17 protein-coding genes are annotated in these 16,864 nt (G+C 62.6%); 6 read left to right on the forward strand and 11 right to left on the reverse strand.

The window, feature by feature from the left end; genetic code table 11:
• Positions 1-13: 13 nt before the first annotated feature.
• The 7 genes from ACF8Q6_RS04860 to ACF8Q6_RS04890 all read right to left on the reverse strand — a co-directional run bounded on the left by ACF8Q6_RS04860 (position 14) and on the right by ACF8Q6_RS04890 (position 7,837).
• Entirely contained in the window at positions 14-1,441 is a 1,428-nt protein-coding gene (locus ACF8Q6_RS04860; protein WP_392494200.1) for a di-heme oxidoredictase family protein, read from the reverse strand.
• Between the two features lie 109 nt (positions 1,442-1,550).
• Complete coding sequence (locus ACF8Q6_RS04865; protein ID WP_392494202.1) at positions 1,551-1,937, reverse strand: hypothetical protein; 387 nt, start codon at positions 1,935-1,937, stop codon at positions 1,551-1,553.
• 14 nt (positions 1,938-1,951) lie between these two features.
• Complete coding sequence (locus ACF8Q6_RS04870; protein WP_392494204.1) at positions 1,952-2,434, reverse strand: hypothetical protein; 483 nt, start codon at positions 2,432-2,434, stop codon at positions 1,952-1,954.
• 141 nt (positions 2,435-2,575) lie between these two features.
• Positions 2,576-3,910, reverse strand: a complete 1,335-nt coding sequence (locus tag ACF8Q6_RS04875; RefSeq protein WP_392494205.1) for an imelysin family protein — start codon at positions 3,908-3,910, stop codon at positions 2,576-2,578.
• A 159-nt stretch (positions 3,911-4,069) separates the two neighbouring features.
• Positions 4,070-6,121, reverse strand: a complete 2,052-nt coding sequence (locus ACF8Q6_RS04880; protein WP_003255193.1) for a bifunctional diguanylate cyclase/phosphodiesterase — start codon at positions 6,119-6,121, stop codon at positions 4,070-4,072.
• A 249-nt stretch (positions 6,122-6,370) separates the two neighbouring features.
• Positions 6,371-6,967 (reverse strand): superoxide dismutase, encoded by a 597-nt coding sequence (locus ACF8Q6_RS04885; protein ID WP_003255187.1) that lies wholly within the window; start codon positions 6,965-6,967, stop codon positions 6,371-6,373.
• 270 nt (positions 6,968-7,237) lie between these two features.
• Positions 7,238-7,837, reverse strand: coding sequence for a LysE/ArgO family amino acid transporter (locus ACF8Q6_RS04890; RefSeq protein WP_003255185.1), 600 nt, complete (start codon positions 7,835-7,837; stop codon positions 7,238-7,240).
• A gap of 101 nt (positions 7,838-7,938) precedes the next feature.
• Here ACF8Q6_RS04890 and ACF8Q6_RS04895 point away from each other — a divergent pair, with 101 nt between their 5' ends.
• The 3 genes from ACF8Q6_RS04895 (at position 7,939) to ACF8Q6_RS04905 (ending at position 10,814) form a co-directional block, all read left to right on the forward strand.
• Complete coding sequence (locus ACF8Q6_RS04895) at positions 7,939-8,829, forward strand: LysR family transcriptional regulator ArgP (RefSeq protein ID WP_003255184.1); 891 nt, start codon at positions 7,939-7,941, stop codon at positions 8,827-8,829.
• A gap of 49 nt (positions 8,830-8,878) precedes the next feature.
• The gene (locus ACF8Q6_RS04900; RefSeq protein ID WP_003255182.1) at positions 8,879-9,871 is read left to right on the forward strand and encodes an NAD(P)-dependent oxidoreductase; all 993 of its coding nucleotides are present in this window, start codon (positions 8,879-8,881) and stop codon (positions 9,869-9,871) included.
• A gap of 73 nt (positions 9,872-9,944) precedes the next feature.
• Entirely contained in the window at positions 9,945-10,814 is an 870-nt protein-coding gene (locus tag ACF8Q6_RS04905; RefSeq protein ID WP_161774069.1) for an ATPase, read from the forward strand.
• 95 nt (positions 10,815-10,909) lie between these two features.
• Here ACF8Q6_RS04905 and ACF8Q6_RS04910 read toward each other — a convergent pair whose 3' ends face one another.
• Together ACF8Q6_RS04910 and ACF8Q6_RS04915 are read right to left on the reverse strand one after the other, a co-directional pair.
• Entirely contained in the window at positions 10,910-11,959 is a 1,050-nt protein-coding gene (locus ACF8Q6_RS04910) for an alkene reductase (RefSeq protein ID WP_121782901.1), read from the reverse strand.
• Between the two features lie 17 nt (positions 11,960-11,976).
• Complete coding sequence (locus ACF8Q6_RS04915; protein ID WP_003255178.1) at positions 11,977-12,279, reverse strand: helix-turn-helix transcriptional regulator; 303 nt, start codon at positions 12,277-12,279, stop codon at positions 11,977-11,979.
• A gap of 150 nt (positions 12,280-12,429) precedes the next feature.
• Here ACF8Q6_RS04915 and ACF8Q6_RS04920 point away from each other — a divergent pair, with 150 nt between their 5' ends.
• Positions 12,430-13,014: an ACP phosphodiesterase gene (locus ACF8Q6_RS04920; RefSeq protein WP_121782902.1), complete on the forward strand. Its 585-nt coding sequence runs from the start codon at positions 12,430-12,432 to the stop codon at positions 13,012-13,014.
• 112 nt (positions 13,015-13,126) lie between these two features.
• Here ACF8Q6_RS04920 and ACF8Q6_RS04925 read toward each other — a convergent pair whose 3' ends face one another.
• Positions 13,127-13,915: a lysophospholipid acyltransferase family protein gene (locus ACF8Q6_RS04925; RefSeq protein WP_324737435.1), complete on the reverse strand. Its 789-nt coding sequence runs from the start codon at positions 13,913-13,915 to the stop codon at positions 13,127-13,129.
• Positions 13,915-14,670 carry an L-ornithine N(alpha)-acyltransferase gene (gene olsB, locus ACF8Q6_RS04930; RefSeq protein WP_012051301.1) on the reverse strand — a complete coding sequence of 252 codons (756 nt, stop codon included), beginning with the start codon at positions 14,668-14,670 and terminating at the stop codon, positions 13,915-13,917. Before olsB ends, ACF8Q6_RS04925 begins: the two co-directional genes overlap by 1 nt.
• Positions 14,671-14,831: 161 nt before the next feature.
• On the opposite strand from olsB, the gene ACF8Q6_RS04935 reads away from it, so the two are divergent.
• Together ACF8Q6_RS04935 and ACF8Q6_RS04940 are read left to right on the forward strand one after the other, a co-directional pair.
• Positions 14,832-15,719, forward strand: a complete 888-nt coding sequence (locus ACF8Q6_RS04935; protein WP_003255174.1) for a hypothetical protein — start codon at positions 14,832-14,834, stop codon at positions 15,717-15,719.
• A 193-nt stretch (positions 15,720-15,912) separates the two neighbouring features.
• The gene (locus ACF8Q6_RS04940) at positions 15,913-16,854 is read left to right on the forward strand and encodes an AEC family transporter (protein WP_014589808.1); all 942 of its coding nucleotides are present in this window, start codon (positions 15,913-15,915) and stop codon (positions 16,852-16,854) included.
• Positions 16,855-16,864: the final 10 nt, after the last annotated feature.

Below are 16,864 nucleotides of genomic sequence, written 5' to 3' on the forward strand. Positions count from 1 at the left end.
CTCCTTTGCGCGTTTAAAGTGAGTTCAGGAACGCGAGCAACGCAGCGCGCTGCTCGGCATCGAAAGTGAGTACGAAATTGCGTGCCGCCTCGGCTTCGCCACCGTGCCACAGCACGGCCTCAAGCAGGTTGCGGGCGCGGCCGTCATGCAGGAACTGGCTATGGCCGCTGACCGTTTCGCTCAGGCCGATGCCCCACAGTGGCGGCGTACGCCAGTCCTGGCCGTTGGCGGCGAATTCGGTGCGCTCGTCGGCCAGCCCCGGGCCCATGTCATGCAGCAGCAGGTCGCTGTAGGGGCGGATGACCTGGTTGGCCAATGCGGGTTCGGTGGCGTCGGCGGCGGTGGTGAACTGCGGGGTGTGGCAACCTTGGCAACCCGCCTGGTAGAACAGGTTCTTGCCCGCCAGCACCTGTGGCGAGCCAACGTCGCGGCGGGCCGGCACCGCCAGGTTGCGGGTGTAGAACGTGACCAGGCGCAGGATGTTGTCGCTGACTTCTTTCTCGCCATCGGCACCGTCGCCGTTGGGCGCAGCCAGGCAGTCGGTTTGTGCCGGAGTGCAATCGTCGTTGGGCAGCAGGGTGCTGGTCAGGCCCATGTCGCCGGCAAAGGCGTGCACGTTCTGCTGGTTGACGTTGGGCTGCCCGGCTTTCCAGCCGAAGCGGCCGATCACTGTTTTGCCCTGGGCGTCGTCCCATACACGGTTGGCCCGCCCGCGGATGCCATTGCGGTTACGGTCGTCCGGGTCTTCGTTGGCCAGCAGGTCGGCTTCGGGGATCGCTTCAAGCAGGCCCAGGCCGATCATCGGTGGTGCCACCCGCGCAGAAAAACGCGTGTCGGGGTGCATCACTCCATAGCCGAGCTGGGTGATTTGCAGGGCTGGCTTGCGCAGCTCGACCTGATGGCCGTCCTTGAATGACATGGTTTCGCGGGTGTAGCTCACCCGCACCTTGCCTTCGGGCGCCACGCCGGGGATGGCCATGTCCTGCAACTGGGTACCGTAGACGGGCTCTGGCACCACGCCGAGGCGCTCGATCACTTTGGCCAGGTAGGGTTGGTCGGGAATCGACAGGCGCACCAGCATACCCACCGCGTTGCTGTCGCCCTGCTCTGGTGGGTGGCCACGACCGTCGCGCACATGGCAGTTCTGACAGGCGTTGGTATTGAACAGCGGGCCCAGACCATCACGCGCGGTGGTGGTTGACGGCGCGATCACCCAAGGGTTGCGAAAGAAACTGTTGCCAACGGCGAAGTCCAGGCGCAGCGCTGGCGAGAGGTTGGCCGAGGGCAGGGAATAGGCATTGCGGTCGCTGCGCTGCACGGTCGCCTGGCCACCCGACAACGCTTCGCCGGGCTCGGCGTGGGTGAAGCGCGGGGCGTCGTCACAGGCGGCCAAGGCCAAGGCCAGCAGCAGAGGGGGGAGTCGGGACAGCGACAAGGACATCGAGAATCCTGGGCGTGAGCGAAAAACCGGCGTGCAGCTTAGCAGGCCCAGGATCATTGAATAAGAGCAATTTGCGTTTGCTTGATGAAATCGCTGCCAGCGCGGTTGCTCAGGCCATATAGAGCATGAAGTGTCGGTTGACCAGGTTGACGATCAGGTTCTTGTTGCCGCCACCGCGATTATCGCCGATGACTTCGATGACGTCTTCGCTGGTGTATTCCATGGAGGAGGCGGTAAGGCACTTGACCGCGTCCATGTGCGCAGGTTGCCAGTAATCCTGGAATAACCAGATGCTGGTGTCGGCAGACGGGCCGAGGATCAGGCGCAAGGCCTTGTGGTTCTCAGTCGATCTGCCGATCCACGGGATGGCCAGCGAGCCATTCCAGACGTGCTGGGCGCCGACTGCCAGGCTGTTGCTGCGGTTTTCACCGTCGATCAGGGTCAGGGTATAGGGCGTGTTATTGGCGATGGAGCGCAAGTACGTGACGTTGGCCATGTAGTGTTTTCCTTTCAATGTTCAGTTTTCGGGCGTGGCAACGGGCTGGTCGGGGCGCGATAGACATAGGCCGCGAGCAAGGTGATTTCGTTGAACGGAGGGTCTAGCTCGGCGGGATGAAAGCGTCCGAGCAACTGCATCCCTTGGTCAATGGCGACTGCCTCGAACATACGGCGGTCAGTTTCGTTGGGGTCGTACAGGTAGATCTTGCCGGGGCGGGCAACTACCCGGCACATTTCCTCGGCCACATGCCGGGTGATCGGAGCGCCCATCAGCGTCACGTGAGGGACTGCATGGTCGTCGAGGGGAAAGACCGGAGCATCGTATTCGTATACGACAATGAGGTTGGGAATGTGCCCGCCAGCGAACGGCCCGTTGGAGATGAGCTGGCCAGCCTTGTTCAGGTTGTACGCATCGTTGAATCCGGTGATGAGGTCTTCCCCATTCATGCGCTGGACGATTCGGCCCTCGCCCCAGACATCAAGAATCTGCAGCACTGTGCCTCCTGTTAGGTTTGATCGAAGGCCTACAGGATGAGCATCTGCGTGCACGCGAGGCAGCGGGAAGCGTTTTACCCGGCAGCAAACGAAAACGCCCGGCACAAGGCCGGGCGTTTTCGATGAAGCGCTACAGCAGGATCAGAACTCGTGATCCGCAGTGTCCGGGTTCAGGTTGGCAATGCCCAGCTTGCCCGCGGCCTGCTCGATCGAGCCGGTCTGCTTGACCAGGGCGGCGATGGCGTCACGCACGATCTGGTTGCCGGCAGCATTGTCGGCGGCGATCAGCTGGTCGTAGTGCTCGCCTTTGAGGGCGTGGTCGACGATCACCTGAAGCTTGGCCTCGGTGGCTTCCAGATCGGCCTTGAGGGCTGCATCGGCGGCCGGGTCAACCTTGGCGACCAGCGACGACAGGCTAGGGCCGGTCAGCTTGGTGCCGTCCGGGCGGGTGTACTCGCCCAGGTAGACGTTGCGGATGCCCTTGGCGTCGTAGAAGTGCGAATAGTGAGTGTTGTCGCTGAAGCAGTCTTGCTCGTCTTCTGGCGAGTTGGCTTCCAGCGAAACTTTCATGCGCTCGCCAGCCAGTTCGCCCAGCGACAGGCTGCCCATGCCGAACAGCATCTTGCGCAGGCCGTCGTTGACAGGCTCGGCTTCCAGCTTGGCGCGGTAGTTGTCGGCGACGTTCGGTGCCCAGTTGCCGACCATCTCTTCGAGGTCGGTGACCAGCAGGTCGGTAACCGCTTTGAGGTAGGCGCGGCGGCGGTCGTTGTGGCCGCCGGTAGCGCCCTGGCCTTCCAGGTAGTCGGATGCCGGGCGGTTGCCAGCGCCAGGGCCGGTGCCGTTCAGGTCCTGGCCCCAGAGCAGGAATTCGATGGCGTGATAGCCCGTGGCAACGTTGGCCTCGGAGCCAGCCAGCTCGTTCAGGCTAGCCAGTTTTTCGGGGGTGATGTCCTTGACGTCGACCTTCTCTTCGCCCACCTGGATCTCGGTGTTGGCGATGATGTTGGCGCTGGCCCCCGGGTTGCCCAAGGCGTGCTCGTAGCTCTTGTCGACGTAGTCGATCAGGCCTTCGTCCAGGGGCCAGGCGTTCACCTGACCTTCCCAGTCGTCGATGATGGTGTTGCCAAAGCGGAAGGTTTCGCTCTGCAGGTACGGTACGCGCGCGGCGAACCAGGCTTCCTTGGCGGCTTTCAGGGTTTCGTCGTTGGGCTTGGCCAGGAACGCGTCGACTGCGGTCTGCAGCGTCTTGGCAGTGCTCAGCGAGTCGCTGTACACGGCGTAGACCATGTCGGTGTAATGCTTGACCACGGCTTTGCCGGCGGCTTCGTCGACAGCCCCTGGCGCAACAGCGGTGGTGGCGGCAGCAGGTGCCTGGGCTTGCGGCGCGGCGGCTTTTTCGTCCTTGCCTTCACCGCAACCGGCGAGGGCGATGGCAATGGCCAGCAGACTGGCGGGGGCCAGAGGCATTCGAATCATTATTGGTTTTCCTGCATCGTGTGGTTGGACCAGAGGGGTGGACCGTGCGCCGTGGCACGCAAAACTACAACATCATGCGAAAGATTTGCATTTGCTGTAAAGGGGCGGGCACGCAATTCATGTAAATCAGCGGCACGGCCAGTAACCGGGCAGATGGCCTCAGGACACCGAAACCCGGTTGCGTTGCGCTTGTTTGAGGAAGTGGGTCAGTTCACGGGCCGAAAGGGGCTTGCTGTAGTGGTAGCCCTGGCCCTCGTGGCAACCCTGGGCAACGATGTAGGTTTCCTGCTCGGCCGTTTCCACGCCCTCGGCGATCACCTGCATCCCCAGGCTCTTGCCCAGCTGGATGATGGCGCGAACGATGGTGGCGTCGTCATCATCGTCGAGCAGGTCCTGAACGAAACTCTTGTCGATCTTGATCTTGTCCAGGGGCAGCGACTTCAGGTAGCTGAGGGACGAGTAGCCGGTGCCGAAGTCGTCGATGGCAATCAGCGCCCCGGAGCGGCGCAGGCTCAACAGGTGCTGGGCGGCGGTGCTGATGTCTTCCATCAGGCCGGTTTCGGTGACTTCCAGTTCCAGGCTGCGCGGTGGTAGGCGATAGGCTTGCAGCAGGTTGTTGACCACCCGTGGCAGCTCACTGTGGTGCAGTTGCACGGTAGACAGGTTGACCGCCATGCGCAGGTCGCTGAAGCCCTGGTCGTGCCATTCGCGCAGTTGCCGGCAGGCCTGGTCAAGCACCCATTCGCCGATGCTGATGATGCTGCCGTTCTGCTCGGCCAGGGGGATGAACTGGTCGGGTGGCACCATGCCCAGTTCCGGGTGCTGCCAGCGCAGCAGGGCCTCTACGCCAACCACCCGGTGGTCGCGGTAGCTGATCTGTGGCTGATACACCAGGTAAAGCTGATTGCGGGGCAGGGCTTCACGCAGGTCCTTTTCCAGTTCGCGACGGCGACGCATCTCGCTGTCGACGCTGGCGATATAGAACTGGTAGCGGTTGCGCGAGCGGGCCTTGGCCAGGGTCATGGTCTGTTCGGCTTTCTGCAGCAGTTTTTCGGTGCTGTCACCGTCTTCGGGGAACAGGGTGATGCCGATGGTCGCACGCAGGCGGATTTGCTCGTGGTCGAGGTCGAACGGTACTTCCAGGTCATCAAGGATGCTTTGCGCCAGTTCGGCAGCCTCGTAGGGCTGCTCGATATTGGCCTGTACCAGGGCGAACTGGTCGCCGCCCAGCCGCGCCAGAGCGCCCAGGCGGCCGCTGTGGGCGCGTAGTCGATCGGCCAGGGCCAGCAGCAACTGGTCACCGACCTGGTAGCTGAACTGTTCGTTGATACCCTTGAAGTCGTCCAGGCCAACGCACAGCACTGCCACACGGTGCTGCAGACGGCCGCCGTCGACGAGGATCTTGTCCAGTTGCTGCTGCAGTTGCTGGCGGTTGGGCAGGCCGGTGAGGAAGTCGTACTGGGCCATGCGCTGCAGGCTGTTTTCCGCCTCGTGGCGCAGATGGGTGTTGCGCTCGATCGAGGCCAGCAACTGGTTGGCGGTGTTCACCCACAGGCCCAGTTCGTTTTTCTCGTGGCCCTTGAGCAGCGGTATCTGGTGCTGGCTGGGGCGGTCAGGGTTGATCTGGGTGAGGTGCTCGATGATCTTCGACAGCGGTTTGGTCAGCAGCCAGTGGTAGACCAGGTAAAGCACCAGGCCCATGGCCATGGCCCGCAGCACGCCGGATATGAAGATGATCACCGCGTTGATCAGGAAATCTTTGCCGTAGGAGGAGGTATCGAGGGTAATGCTGAGGTCGCCGTAGTATTCGCTGTAAGGGCCACGGCCGACCAGTTGCGTGGTGTAGGTGCGCTCCTGGCCGAGGATGAGGTCGGTAAGCCAGCGCATGGACATGTCCTGCAGCGGGCGGGACTTTTCTGCCAGCATGGTTTCGTTGGGGTGGCCAATGGAGGCCATGCGCACTGATTCGTCCTGGAACAGGCCTTCCATGACCTGCATGCCCATTTCACGGTCGAGGCTGTAAACCGCCTGGGTCGAGGGATCGCGGAACATGTCGAGGATGCGCTGGGCATCGTTGTCCACGGCCTGGCGGGTCTTGTAGGTGTCATAGACGATTTGCGCACAGCTGAGCACGACGCCAACCGCCAACGCCGACAGCAGCACGACCCTGAGCAACTTGACCGACAAGCTGTTCCGCAATTCCAGCTTCAATGGGGTTTCCTTAATCCATGCGCATGGCATCATTTTGCCATCAACGATGACGATACACTACCGGCCGATCATGAGCAGTTTATCGGTTGCCTGACCCCGCAACTTGAATGCGCTGTATCAATCTTCCAGACGTTTGATGTTAGCGTGGTATGCGGCCTGAGCAAGCAAAACCGTGCCAGCCTGTTTGCGGCAACACAGGCACAAAAAAACCCGGCACATGGCCGGGTTTCTCGTTCAAGGCCGTATGACTCAGGCCTTGAAGGTCTTGCCTTCGAACTGCTCGGCAACGAAGGCCCAGTTGACCAGGTTCCAGAACGCCTCGACGTACTTCGGACGCAGGTTGCGGTAGTCGATGTAGTAGGCGTGTTCCCAGACGTCGCAGGTCAGCAGCGGGGTGTCGCCGCTGGTCAGTGGGCAGCCGGCGCCGATGGTGCTGGCCAGGGCCAGGGAACCGTCAGCTTTCTTCACCAGCCAGCCCCAGCCGGAACCGAAGGTGCCAACCGAAGTCTTGGTGAACTCTTCCTTGAACTTGTCGAAGGAACCGAAAGCGGCGTTGATGGCGTCAGCCAGTGCACCGGTAGGCTGGCCGCCGCCGTTTGGCGACAGGCAGTTCCAGTAGAAGGTGTGGTTCCAGACTTGAGCGGCGTTGTTGAAGATGCCGCCCGAAGAGCTCTTGACGATCTCTTCCAGGGTCTTGCCTTCGAATTCGGTGCCTGGGACCAGGTTGTTCAGGTTCACGACATAGGTGTTGTGGTGCTTGTCGTGGTGATACTCCAGGGTTTCCTTGGAGATGTGCGGCTGCAGGGCATCATGGGCGTACGGCAGCGGCGGCAATTCAAAAGCCATGGTGGATCTCCTGATTCAGGTCTGTTTGCGGTTTGCGCAAGGCCGATCACGGGCGGCCCGATAAGCGTCGGCGAGTCTGTACTCTTTGCGACGCAAGGGCTGGATCATAGCACCGGGCCCGGCGCATAACCACGCAACAAACATAGGGAATAGAGGTTCCGCAGGGGGCGGGCTGTGCCGACCGGCGGCTCGCGTTGCGCGGGTGTTGCCTGCAAGACCGCGTGCCGCTCGATCTTGCCGTTGATGAATATGCAGCGCCAGGCCCCGCGGTCAGTTGAAGATCAATTGTGCCGCCACCGCGAACATCATCACCGCCACCATCAGGTCGAGCATGCGCCAGGTCGCAGGCCGCGCCAGCCACGGTGCCAGCCACGCCGCGCCAATGGCCAGGGTCGAGAACCACAGCAGCGAAGCGCTGGCCGCACCGGCCACGTAGGCGCCAGGGGCGGACTGTTGGGCGCCCAGCGAGCCGATCAGCAACACGGTGTCGAGGTACACGTGCGGGTTCAGCAGGGTCACCGCCAGGGCGCTGAGCAGTACGGCGCGACGTGAGCGAACGCCCTGGCCTTGCTGGTGCTGCAGGCTCTGCTTGGAGCAGGCACTGCGCAGCGCCTTGGCGCCGTACCAGATCAGGAACACTGCGCCGCCCCAGCGGGCGATTGCCAGCAAGGTCGGGTTGTGTGCCAGCACGGTGGCCAGTCCGAATACCCCGGCGGCCACGAGGATGGCGTCACAGACGATGCACAGCGCTGCCACCGGCAGGTGATGCTCACGGCGCAGGCTCTGGGCGAGGACGAAGGCGTTCTGGGCGCCGATGGCCATGATCAGGCCGAAGGCCACCAGCATGCCATTGAGATAGCTTTGCCACATGGCAGGGCTCTCCAAAAAGGGTCACGGAAGATGCTGGCCATTGTGATGTTCGGCGCTGTATAAGAAAAACAAATAAAGCTGATCACCCATTAGGAAAATCGATGTTCGACTACAAGCTGCTGGCTGCCCTCGCGGCAGTGATCGAACAAGGCGGTTTCGAGCGTGCGGCGCAGGTGCTGGGCTTGTCGCAATCGGCCATTTCCCAGCGCATCAAGTTGCTTGAGGCGCGGGTCGGCCAGCCGGTGTTGGTACGTGCCTCGCCGCCCGGCACGACCGAAGTCGGTCGGCAGCTACTCAACCATGTGCAGCAGGTGCGCCTGCTTGAACGCGACCTGCAGCGCCAGGTACCGGCGCTGGATGAAGAGGGCATGCCGGAGCGCCTGCGTATCGCCCTCAACGCCGATAGCCTGGCCACCTGGTGGGCCGGCGCGGTGGGCAACTTCTGCGCACAACAGAACGTGCTGACCGACCTGGTGGTTGAGGACCAGGAAGTGGGCCTGAAGCGCATGCGTGCCGGCGAAGTGGCGGCCTGCCTGTGTGGGAGCGAGCGGCCGGTAGCCGGCGCACGCAGTTTGCCACTGGGGGCCATGCGCTACCGGGCATTGGCCAGTCCCGTGTTCATGGCGCGGCACTTCCCCCAAGGTTTTGTCGCCAGCCGCCTGGCCCGTACGCCAGCGATCGTGTACGGCCCGGACGATTTCCTGCAGCATCGCTACCTGGCATCGCTGGGCATAGAGGGTGGTTTCCTGCACCACCTGTGCCCTTCATCCGAAGGCTTCCTGCGCATGACCGAGGCCGGGTTGGGATGGGGCCTGGTGCCTGAACTGCAGGCCCGGGAGCAACTGGCCAGTGGGCAATTGGTGGAAATCTGCCGCGATACCCCTATCGATGTGCCGTTGTACTGGCATCATTGGCGCAATGGCGGGCAATTGCTCGCGCAACTGACCGACCACCTGCGGCACACCGCACAGCATTGGCTGGTGCCCTTGTAGCCGTGGCTGGCGTCAGTTGCATCTGAAATCTGGCAAGACGGAGTGTTACATGCGAATTCTGGTCACCGGCGCGAGTGGCTTCATTGGCGGGCGTTTTGCGCGTTTCGCCCTGGAGCAAGGCCTGGACGTGCGCGTCAGCGGCCGCCGTGCCGAAGGGGTCGAGCATCTGGTCAAGCGTGGCGCACAGTTCATCCCGGGTGATCTGGGTGACGCCGAGCTGGCCCGGCGTTTGTGCCAGGGTGTCGAAGCCGTGGTGCATTGCGCTGGCGCGGTGGGTAACTGGGGGCGCTATCAGGATTTCTACCAAGGCAACGTGGTGGTGACCGAGAACGTGGTCGAGGGCTGCCTGAAAGAGCACGTACGGCGCCTGGTGCATCTGTCTTCGCCGTCGATCTACTTCAATGGCCGTTCGCGTCTGGACGTCCGTGAAGACCAGGTACCGCGTCGCTTCCACGATCACTATGGGCAAACCAAGTACCTGGCCGAGCAGAAAGTGTTCGGTGCCCAGGAGTTCGGCCTGGAAGTGCTTGCGCTGCGTCCGCGCTTCGTTACCGGCGCGGGCGATGCCAGTATCTTCCCGCGGCTGATGCAGATGCAGCGCAAAGGGCGTGTGGCGATCATCGGCAACGGCCTGAACAAGGTCGATTTCACCAGTGTGCACAACCTCAACGAGGCGCTGCTAAGTGCATTGTTCGCTGATGACCGGGCGCTGGGCCAGGCTTACAACATAAGCAACGGCCAGCCACTGCCGCTGTGGGACGTGGTCAACTACGTGATGCGCCAGATGCAGCTTCCCCAGGTGACCCGCTACCGTTCCTATGGCCTTGCCTACAGCCTGGCCGCGCTCAACGAGGCGGCCTGCATGTTATGGCCAGGGCGCCCGCAACCGACCTTGTCGCGCCTGGGGATGCAGGTGATGAGCCGTGATTTCACCCTGGATATCAGCCGTGCCCGGCAGTACCTGGACTACCAGCCCAAGGTCAGCCTGTGGACGGCGCTGGATGAATTCTGCGGCTGGTGGAAGCATTTGCCGCCCGGCTGACAATGGTCATCAATGCGCCGCGCTGGCGGTTTATACTCGTGCCTCTTTGTGACTACCGCGGTTGAATGTATCCATGCGTAACCATGCTCACGATGACTTTGATGACGTGCCTGCCTTGCGGGCGGGCACCGTTGATGATGACGAACTGATGCCGGCGCATGTGATGCGCAGCCGCCAGAAAGCCGCCCGCGGGGCCAGCACGGCACCGCTGTGGGCGTTGATCGGTGCCGCATTCATCGCGTTGGCGGGCCTGGGTTGGTGGAGCTTTCAGCAGATCTCGCTGATGGAGCAGCAACTGGTGGCGACCCAGGAAAGCTTTGCCCGCATCAGTGAAGAGGCGGCTGGCCGCCTTCAGGCGATCAGTGGCAAGGTGGCGGCCAGTGAGTCGGGCGCCACTACCAGCAGTGAGGCATTGAAGCTACAGCTGCGCCAGTTGCAGCAGGGTGTTGCCGGGCAGACCGGCGACCTGGGCAAGCGTCTGGAGCAGGTGCTGGCCGATACCCGAGAACAGCAGAAGGCTGTGACCGAGCTGCAAAGCCAGTTGCAGGCGCAACTGAAGCTGGTGAATGGCGAGTTGGCGGCGCTGCGTTCGGGCCAGGTCGATGGTGGCAAGCTGGATGCCCAGTTGAAGAGCCTGAGCGAGCAGGTTGCCGCGTTGAAAGCCTCACAGGTGGATGGCGGCCAGCTGGACGGCCAGCTCAAGAGTTTGGGTAGCGAGGTGGCGGCCTTGAAGAAACAGGGCAACCCGAGCGCTGAGATTCAGAGCCTGCAGCAGGACATGCTGGTGTTGAAGAGCCAGGTCGACAACCGCCCGGCCGCCGCGTCATCCAGTGGTGCTTCGGTGCAGGAGTTCGATGCCTTCCGTGCGCAGATGACGCGTAACCTGAATACGCTGCAGAGCCAGATTCAGAACCTGCAGCAACAGATCAACGCTCGGCCGTGACGCCGCAGGGGAGGGCGTTGCCCTCCTATCGCGACACAAGGCCGCTCCCACTATGTACGGTGTACGCCGGTTGAGCTGCGCCCCGGCAATCTTGATTACAACCGCGGGTAATCGATGTACCCCACCGGCCCCTTGCCATAGAAAGTCTCAGGCCGCGCCTCATTCAACGGCGCATCCGCTGCCAGCCGTGCCGGCAGGTCAGGGTTGGCGATGAACGGCACACCAAACGCCACGGCATCCGCTTTGCCACTGGCCAGGGCCGCATTGGCACTGGCCTTGTCGAACCGCTCGTTAACGATGTACGGGCCACCGAATGCCTCTTTGATCAGCGGCCCGATGCTGTCGTCGGCTTCCCGCTCCCGCGAGCAGATGAAGGCGATGCCGCGCTTGCCCAGCTCTCGGGCCACATAGGTGAAGGTCTCGGCGCGGTCGGCGTCGCCCATGTCATGGGCGTCGGCTCGCGGTGCCAGGTGCACACCTACGCGCTGCGCGCCCCACACTTCAATGGCCGCATCGGTCACCTCCAGCAGCAGGCGCGCGCGGTTTTCCAGCGAGCCACCGTAACGGTCGGTGCGCTGGTTGGTGCTGCTTTGCAGGAACTGGTCGAGCAGGTAACCGTTGGCGCCATGGATCTCCACACCATCGAAACCGGCCGCCTTGGCATTTTCGGCACCACTGCGGTAGGCCTCGACAATGTCGTTGATTTCTTCGGTTTCCAGCGCCCGTGGGGTAGGGTAGTCACTCAGTGGGCGCACCAGGCTCACATGGCCCTTGGGCTGGATCGCGCTGGGGGCCACAGGCAGTTCGCCATTCAGATAGCTGGGGTGGGAGATACGACCCACGTGCCACAGCTGCAGGAAGATGCGACCGCCCGCGGCATGTACGGCCTTTGTCACATTGTTCCAGCCACGTACCTGTTCATCGTTCCAGATGCCAGGGGTATCTGGGTAGCCGACGCCCATTGGGCTGACCGAAGTGGCCTCGCTGAGGATCAGCCCGGCGCTGGCACGTTGTACGTAGTATTCGGCCATCAGCGCATTGGGCACACGGCCTTCATCGGCACGGCAGCGGGTGAGCGGGGCCATGATGATACGGTTGGGCAGTTGCAGGTCGCCCAGTTTGATCGGATCGAAAAGCGTGGTCATTGTGGTTACCTGCCTTGTCAAAGTGCTTGGCGCAGTTGTTCGAGGAACGCCTGGATGGTGGCTTCGTCGCGTTTGAAGAAGTGCCATTGGCCGATCTTCTGGCTGCTGATCAGCCCGGCGCGCTGCAAGGTGGCCAGGTGGGCAGAGACGGTCGACTGCGACAGGCCGCAGCGTTGGTCGATTTGCCCCGCACACACACCGTTTTCGGTGCTGTGGTACTGGTCCGGAAACTGGGTTGCCGGGTCTTTCAGCCAGCTGAGAATTTCTCGCCTGACCGGGTGGGCCAGTGCTTTTATGATTTCGTCGAGATCGAGTGGCATGGTTTGAGGCTCGTTGTAGCGGTATATCGCGATAGGACGAAATATAATTCGCTGAATTCCGATATACAAATACGAAGGCGTTCTGAGCTGAGCACGAATCGATATATCGCGTTATAACGATATGTTGGGTGGCGATGCTAGACTGCGCTCATGAATTACCTCGCACACTTGCACCTGGGCGGCCCGGCGCCGCAACAACTGCTTGGCAGCCTGTATGGCGACTTTGTCAAAGGCTCCTTGGAAGGGCGCTTTCCGCCTGCGCTGGAGGCGGCCATCCGGCTGCACCGGCATATCGACAGTTACACTGACCAGCACCCGTTGGTGCTGGCGGCTCTGGCACGTTTTCCGCGCGAGCGGCGGCGTTTTGCCGGCATCGTTCTGGATGTGTTTTTCGACCATTGCCTGGCGCGGCACTGGGACAACTACGCCAATCAGCCGCTGGAGCAGTTCACTGGTGCGTTTTATCGGGTATTGCTGGCAGAGCCCGAGCTGCCTGGGCGGCTGGCGCGGATTGCGCCGTTCATGGCAGCGGATGACTGGCTAGGGGCGTATGGCGATTTCGACACGCTGGAGCAGGTGTTCAACGGCATTGCCCGGCGCTTGTCGCGGCCTGAGGGGATGGCCGGGGTGATGGTGGAACTGGAGCGGCTGTATGAGCCGCTGCTGGCGGATTTTCGCGAGTTCTACCCGCAACTGCAGGCGTTTGCGGCGGTAGGGCGGATGTCTGACAGTTAGAGGTGTGTGGGTGATTCTGGCCCCTTTGCGGGTAAACCCGCTCCTACGGGTAACGCGCTCGGTGTAGGAGCGGGTTCACCCGCGAAAGGGCCAGAACAGGCAGTACACGCATTCAGGCAGCCCGCGCCTGCCGACGTGGCGCCATCTCTGCGTCTTCAACCCCGAACAGCGCCAGGTGAATCGACTGCTGTGCCTGCAATGCCAGCACCGCACGTTCCTTGCCCACGCTACCTATTGGCTGCAGCAGGTGGATGCACACCTCGCCCCGCGGCAGGGCGAACAGGCGCATCAGGTGCGACACCAGGTCGTCCTCACCAATGAACGGCGCTACCGGGTCGATCTGGCCATCACGCAGGTACTGGATAGCGACTGGCTGCACTGCCACGCCACGGTCGATGGCACCTGCCAGCAGGCGGCCATGAAAGGTGCGCAACGTGCGGCCGCTGGTAGTGGTGCCTTCGGGGAATATCAGCAGCGGGCGGGCCAGCCCCAGTTGCCCGGCGATCTGTTCGCGCAGGCGCTGACTGTCGCCACCACCACGGCGAATGAACAGCGTGCCGGCCTTTTCCGCCAGCCAGCCGGCCACCGGCCAGTGGCGCACTTCGGCCTTGGACAGGAAAGACAGCGGCGTGAGCATGCCAAGCAGGGGGATGTCGGTCCAGGAAACATGGTTGCTGACCCATAGCATCGGTCGCTGTGGAAGTTCGCCAACTACCTTGACGTCGAAGGGCAGGGCGGCGACCAGGCGCTTCATGAACAGGCAGGTCCAGCGCTGGCGCCGTTCGATCGGCGCCTTGAAGCCCAAGCGTTCGCCCAAGGCGATAATGCTGGCCATCAGCATGCCTTGCGCCAGCACCAGCAGCAGTCGGATGAGGCGGGCCAGTACCCGCAACTTTGGCATCAGACCGCCGCCTTGAAGTGGCGGGCGTAGCGTGGGCACAGCTCGTCGCGTTTGAGCAGGATGAACACGTCTGCCACCTGGAAATCCTCGTCCCAGCATGGCTCGCCGCAAATCTTTGCGCCCAGGCGCATATAGGCCTTGAGCAGCGGGGGCATTTCGGCAATGACGTTATTGGGCAGGGCCAGTTTCGGCAGTGGGTTCTTCGGCTCGGCACGCAGGTGTTCGGTGCACAGGTAACGTTCACGCAGGCGCTGCATCACTGCATGGGCCTGCACGCCGCCGTCCTGCATGGGGATACTGGCGCAGCCCATCAGATAACTGTAGCGGCCCTCGTTGAGCACCTCGGCCAGTTCGCCCCAAAGCACGGCGATGGTACCGCCGTTGCGGTAGTCGGGGGCGACGCAGGTACGGCCCAGTTCGAGGATCGGGCCTTGCAGCTGCAGCAGGCCGTGCAGGCTGAATTCTTCTTCGCTGTAGAAACGGCCCAGGCTGCTGGCGGCCTGGTGATCGAGCAGGCGGGTGGTGGCAACCAGTTCGCCGGTGCTCATATCGCGTACACCAATGTGGCGGCAGTGCACGTCGTAGTCGTCCATGTCCAGGCCCTGCTCGGCACCTTTGAGCTTGGCCTTGAATTCTGCGCTGAATACGGTGTAGCGCAGAGCCTGGGCTTCTTGCAGCGCCGCGGCGCCAACCAGGCGTTCGGCTTGCAGACGGCGTTCGGTGCTGTAGTCGCCAGCGGTAGCGATCCGAGTCATTACGAGGTCTCCATAAGCCAGCCAAGAAGGGTTGCGGCCGGTCGGCTTTGTTGTGCAAAGTCAGCCTAGGTAGACCCAGTGTCACCCCTGTGAATGTTTGGTGATGCTTGCGTGACACACCCTGAGCCTTAACTGAAAGCCCTCCAGCAAGGAGCTGTTCCATGGCCTGGTTGCAACGACTCAACGATCCGCTTCGTCTCGCGCCGACAGGCACCCTGGGCGAAACCTACGCCGCCCTGCTTGAGCGCCTCGGCCCGGTTGCCCCGTTCGAATTGGCGGTACTGGGTGGGCGTGCAATGGCCACCCCGGGCCTGGCCTTCCTGGTGGGATACCAGGCTGCCCTTCGCGTGCTGTGGCCCAGTGCGCCGCACAGCCTTGGCGCCTTGTGTGCCACCGAGCGGCGCAGCGTGCGGCCAGCAGACATGCACACACGGCTGGACGCTCTGCGGCTGTCGGGCTGCAAAGACTTCGTTACCGCAGGCCTGGAGGCGGAGTGGTTGCTGGTGGCGGCGCGTAGCGAAGCGGCTGGCGCGGCGCCGCAACTGAGCCTGGCGGTGGTCTACCCCGGGGAGCCGGGGGTGACACTGGAGCCATTGCCGACCCTGCCGCTGATGCCGGAAGTCGGGCACGGCCGACTGCTGCTGGAGCAGGCATCGTGCGAGTTGCTGGCCGGTGACGGCTGGGATGCCTACGTGAAGCCGTTCCGTTCGCTGGAGGATTTGTATGTGCTCACGGCGCTGACCGCTTGGTTGTATGGCGTTGGGCAGGAGTGCGCCTGGCCGCAGGGGCTTCGCCTGCAGTTGCTTGGGCTGTTGGCCGGCTGCGCCGAGGGTAGCCGGCAGTGTGCCGATAGCATGGGTTGTCACTTGTTGCTGGGCGGGTTGTTTGCACAGTTCCAGGCGTTGCGGGGGGAGATCGATGCGGCGTTGGCGACAGGGCCGGGGCATTGGGCGCACATCTGGCAGCGTGACCAAGGGGTGATGGCGCTGGCGGCGTCGGCACGGGAGAAGCGGCTGAACAAGGCGTGGGTTGCTGCGGGTTTGTCATGAATGGCTGACAGGTTTGTGTGAACCGATGAGCCGCGGCGTGGTACCTGTGGGGGCGGGGTTAGGTGCAAAGCGGCCGGTACTGGCAGCAGAAAACCTGAAAGACATGTCCTTTTATCGCGCTTGATCCCCGCAAATCCCAGCCGTTGACGTATCATTGGCCGCCTGACGGCAACCCCTCCAGGATCGCTTGCGCATGCTCGCCCTTCTTATCCAGACCCTGAACATCACGGCACCGGTTTTCGCCATGCTGTTCATGGGCGTCCTGCTCAAACGCATTCACTTGATCGACGACAACTTCAACCGCGTCGCCTCGCAGCTGGTATTCAACGTCTGCATGCCGGCGCTGCTCTTTCTCGGCATCTACCACGCCGACCTGGCCGCAGCGGTCAAGCCCGGTGTCATCCTGTATTTCATCGTCGCCACCCTGGCCGGTTTCGCCATTGCCTGGGGCATGGCCATCTGGCGCAGCCCGATGGCCGACCGAGGTATCTATACCCAGGGCGCCTTCCGCGGCAACAACGGTGTGATCGGCCTGGCCCTGGCCGCCAGCCTGTACGGTGACTATGGCATTTCCCTGGGGGCGGTGCTCGCAGGCCTGGTCATCCTCATGTACAACTCGCTGTCAGCGGTGGTACTGGCGGTGTACAGCCCGGACCTCAAGTCCGATCCGTGGAGCATCTGCAAGAGCATTTTCAGCAACCCGCTGATCATCAGCGTGCTGGTGGCCGCGCCGATGGCTTACGGCCAGGTGCCGTTGCCCAACTGGCTGCTGACCTCAGGCGACTACCTGGCACAGATGACCCTGCCGCTGGCGCTGATCTGTATCGGTGGCACGCTGTCGCTGGCAGCGCTGCGTAACTGTGGCCGGCTGGCCATCGATGCCAGCCTCGTGAAAATGCTCTGGCTGCCGCTGCTCGGCACCCTTGGGGCCTGGTTGTGCGGGTTTCGCGGGGCGGAGCTGGGCATCCTGTTCCTGTACATAGGCAGCCCGACCGCTGCGGCCAGCTACGTGATGGCGCGGGCGGCCAACGGCAATCATGAACTGGCCGCGTCGATCATCGTGATTACCACGCTAATGGCGGCGATCACCACCAACATTGGTATTTTCATCTTGCAGTGGGGCGGATGGATCTAGATCCTTGACT

The sequence above is a fragment of the Pseudomonas sp. GLN_2 genome, assembly GCF_043106005.1.
Lineage (GTDB): Bacteria > Pseudomonadota > Gammaproteobacteria > Pseudomonadales > Pseudomonadaceae > Aquipseudomonas > Aquipseudomonas alloputida.

Excerpts from the sequence above, each read along its gene's own strand:
- olsB (WP_012051301.1), bottom strand. The coding sequence starts at position 14,670 with ATGACTCGGATCGCTACCGCTGGCGACTACAGCACCGAACGCCGTCTG.
- ACF8Q6_RS04940 (WP_014589808.1), top strand. The coding sequence starts at position 15,913 with ATGCTCGCCCTTCTTATCCAGACCCTGAACATCACGGCACCGGTTTTC.
- ACF8Q6_RS04875 (WP_392494205.1), bottom strand. The coding sequence starts at position 3,910 with ATGATTCGAATGCCTCTGGCCCCCGCCAGTCTGCTGGCCATTGCCATC.
- ACF8Q6_RS04910 (WP_121782901.1), bottom strand. The coding sequence starts at position 11,959 with ATGACCACGCTTTTCGATCCGATCAAACTGGGCGACCTGCAACTGCCC.
- ACF8Q6_RS04935 (WP_003255174.1), top strand. The coding sequence starts at position 14,832 with ATGGCCTGGTTGCAACGACTCAACGATCCGCTTCGTCTCGCGCCGACA.
- ACF8Q6_RS04885 (WP_003255187.1), bottom strand. The coding sequence starts at position 6,967 with ATGGCTTTTGAATTGCCGCCGCTGCCGTACGCCCATGATGCCCTGCAG.
- ACF8Q6_RS04860 (WP_392494200.1), bottom strand. The coding sequence starts at position 1,441 with ATGTCCTTGTCGCTGTCCCGACTCCCCCCTCTGCTGCTGGCCTTGGCC.
- ACF8Q6_RS04920 (WP_121782902.1), top strand. The coding sequence starts at position 12,430 with ATGAATTACCTCGCACACTTGCACCTGGGCGGCCCGGCGCCGCAACAA.
- ACF8Q6_RS04905 (WP_161774069.1), top strand. The coding sequence starts at position 9,945 with ATGCGTAACCATGCTCACGATGACTTTGATGACGTGCCTGCCTTGCGG.
- ACF8Q6_RS04895 (WP_003255184.1), top strand. The coding sequence starts at position 7,939 with ATGTTCGACTACAAGCTGCTGGCTGCCCTCGCGGCAGTGATCGAACAA.
- ACF8Q6_RS04890 (WP_003255185.1), bottom strand. The coding sequence starts at position 7,837 with ATGTGGCAAAGCTATCTCAATGGCATGCTGGTGGCCTTCGGCCTGATC.
- ACF8Q6_RS04900 (WP_003255182.1), top strand. The coding sequence starts at position 8,879 with ATGCGAATTCTGGTCACCGGCGCGAGTGGCTTCATTGGCGGGCGTTTT.
- ACF8Q6_RS04865 (WP_392494202.1), bottom strand. The coding sequence starts at position 1,937 with ATGGCCAACGTCACGTACTTGCGCTCCATCGCCAATAACACGCCCTAT.
- ACF8Q6_RS04915 (WP_003255178.1), bottom strand. The coding sequence starts at position 12,279 with ATGCCACTCGATCTCGACGAAATCATAAAAGCACTGGCCCACCCGGTC.
- ACF8Q6_RS04925 (WP_324737435.1), bottom strand. The coding sequence starts at position 13,915 with ATGCCAAAGTTGCGGGTACTGGCCCGCCTCATCCGACTGCTGCTGGTG.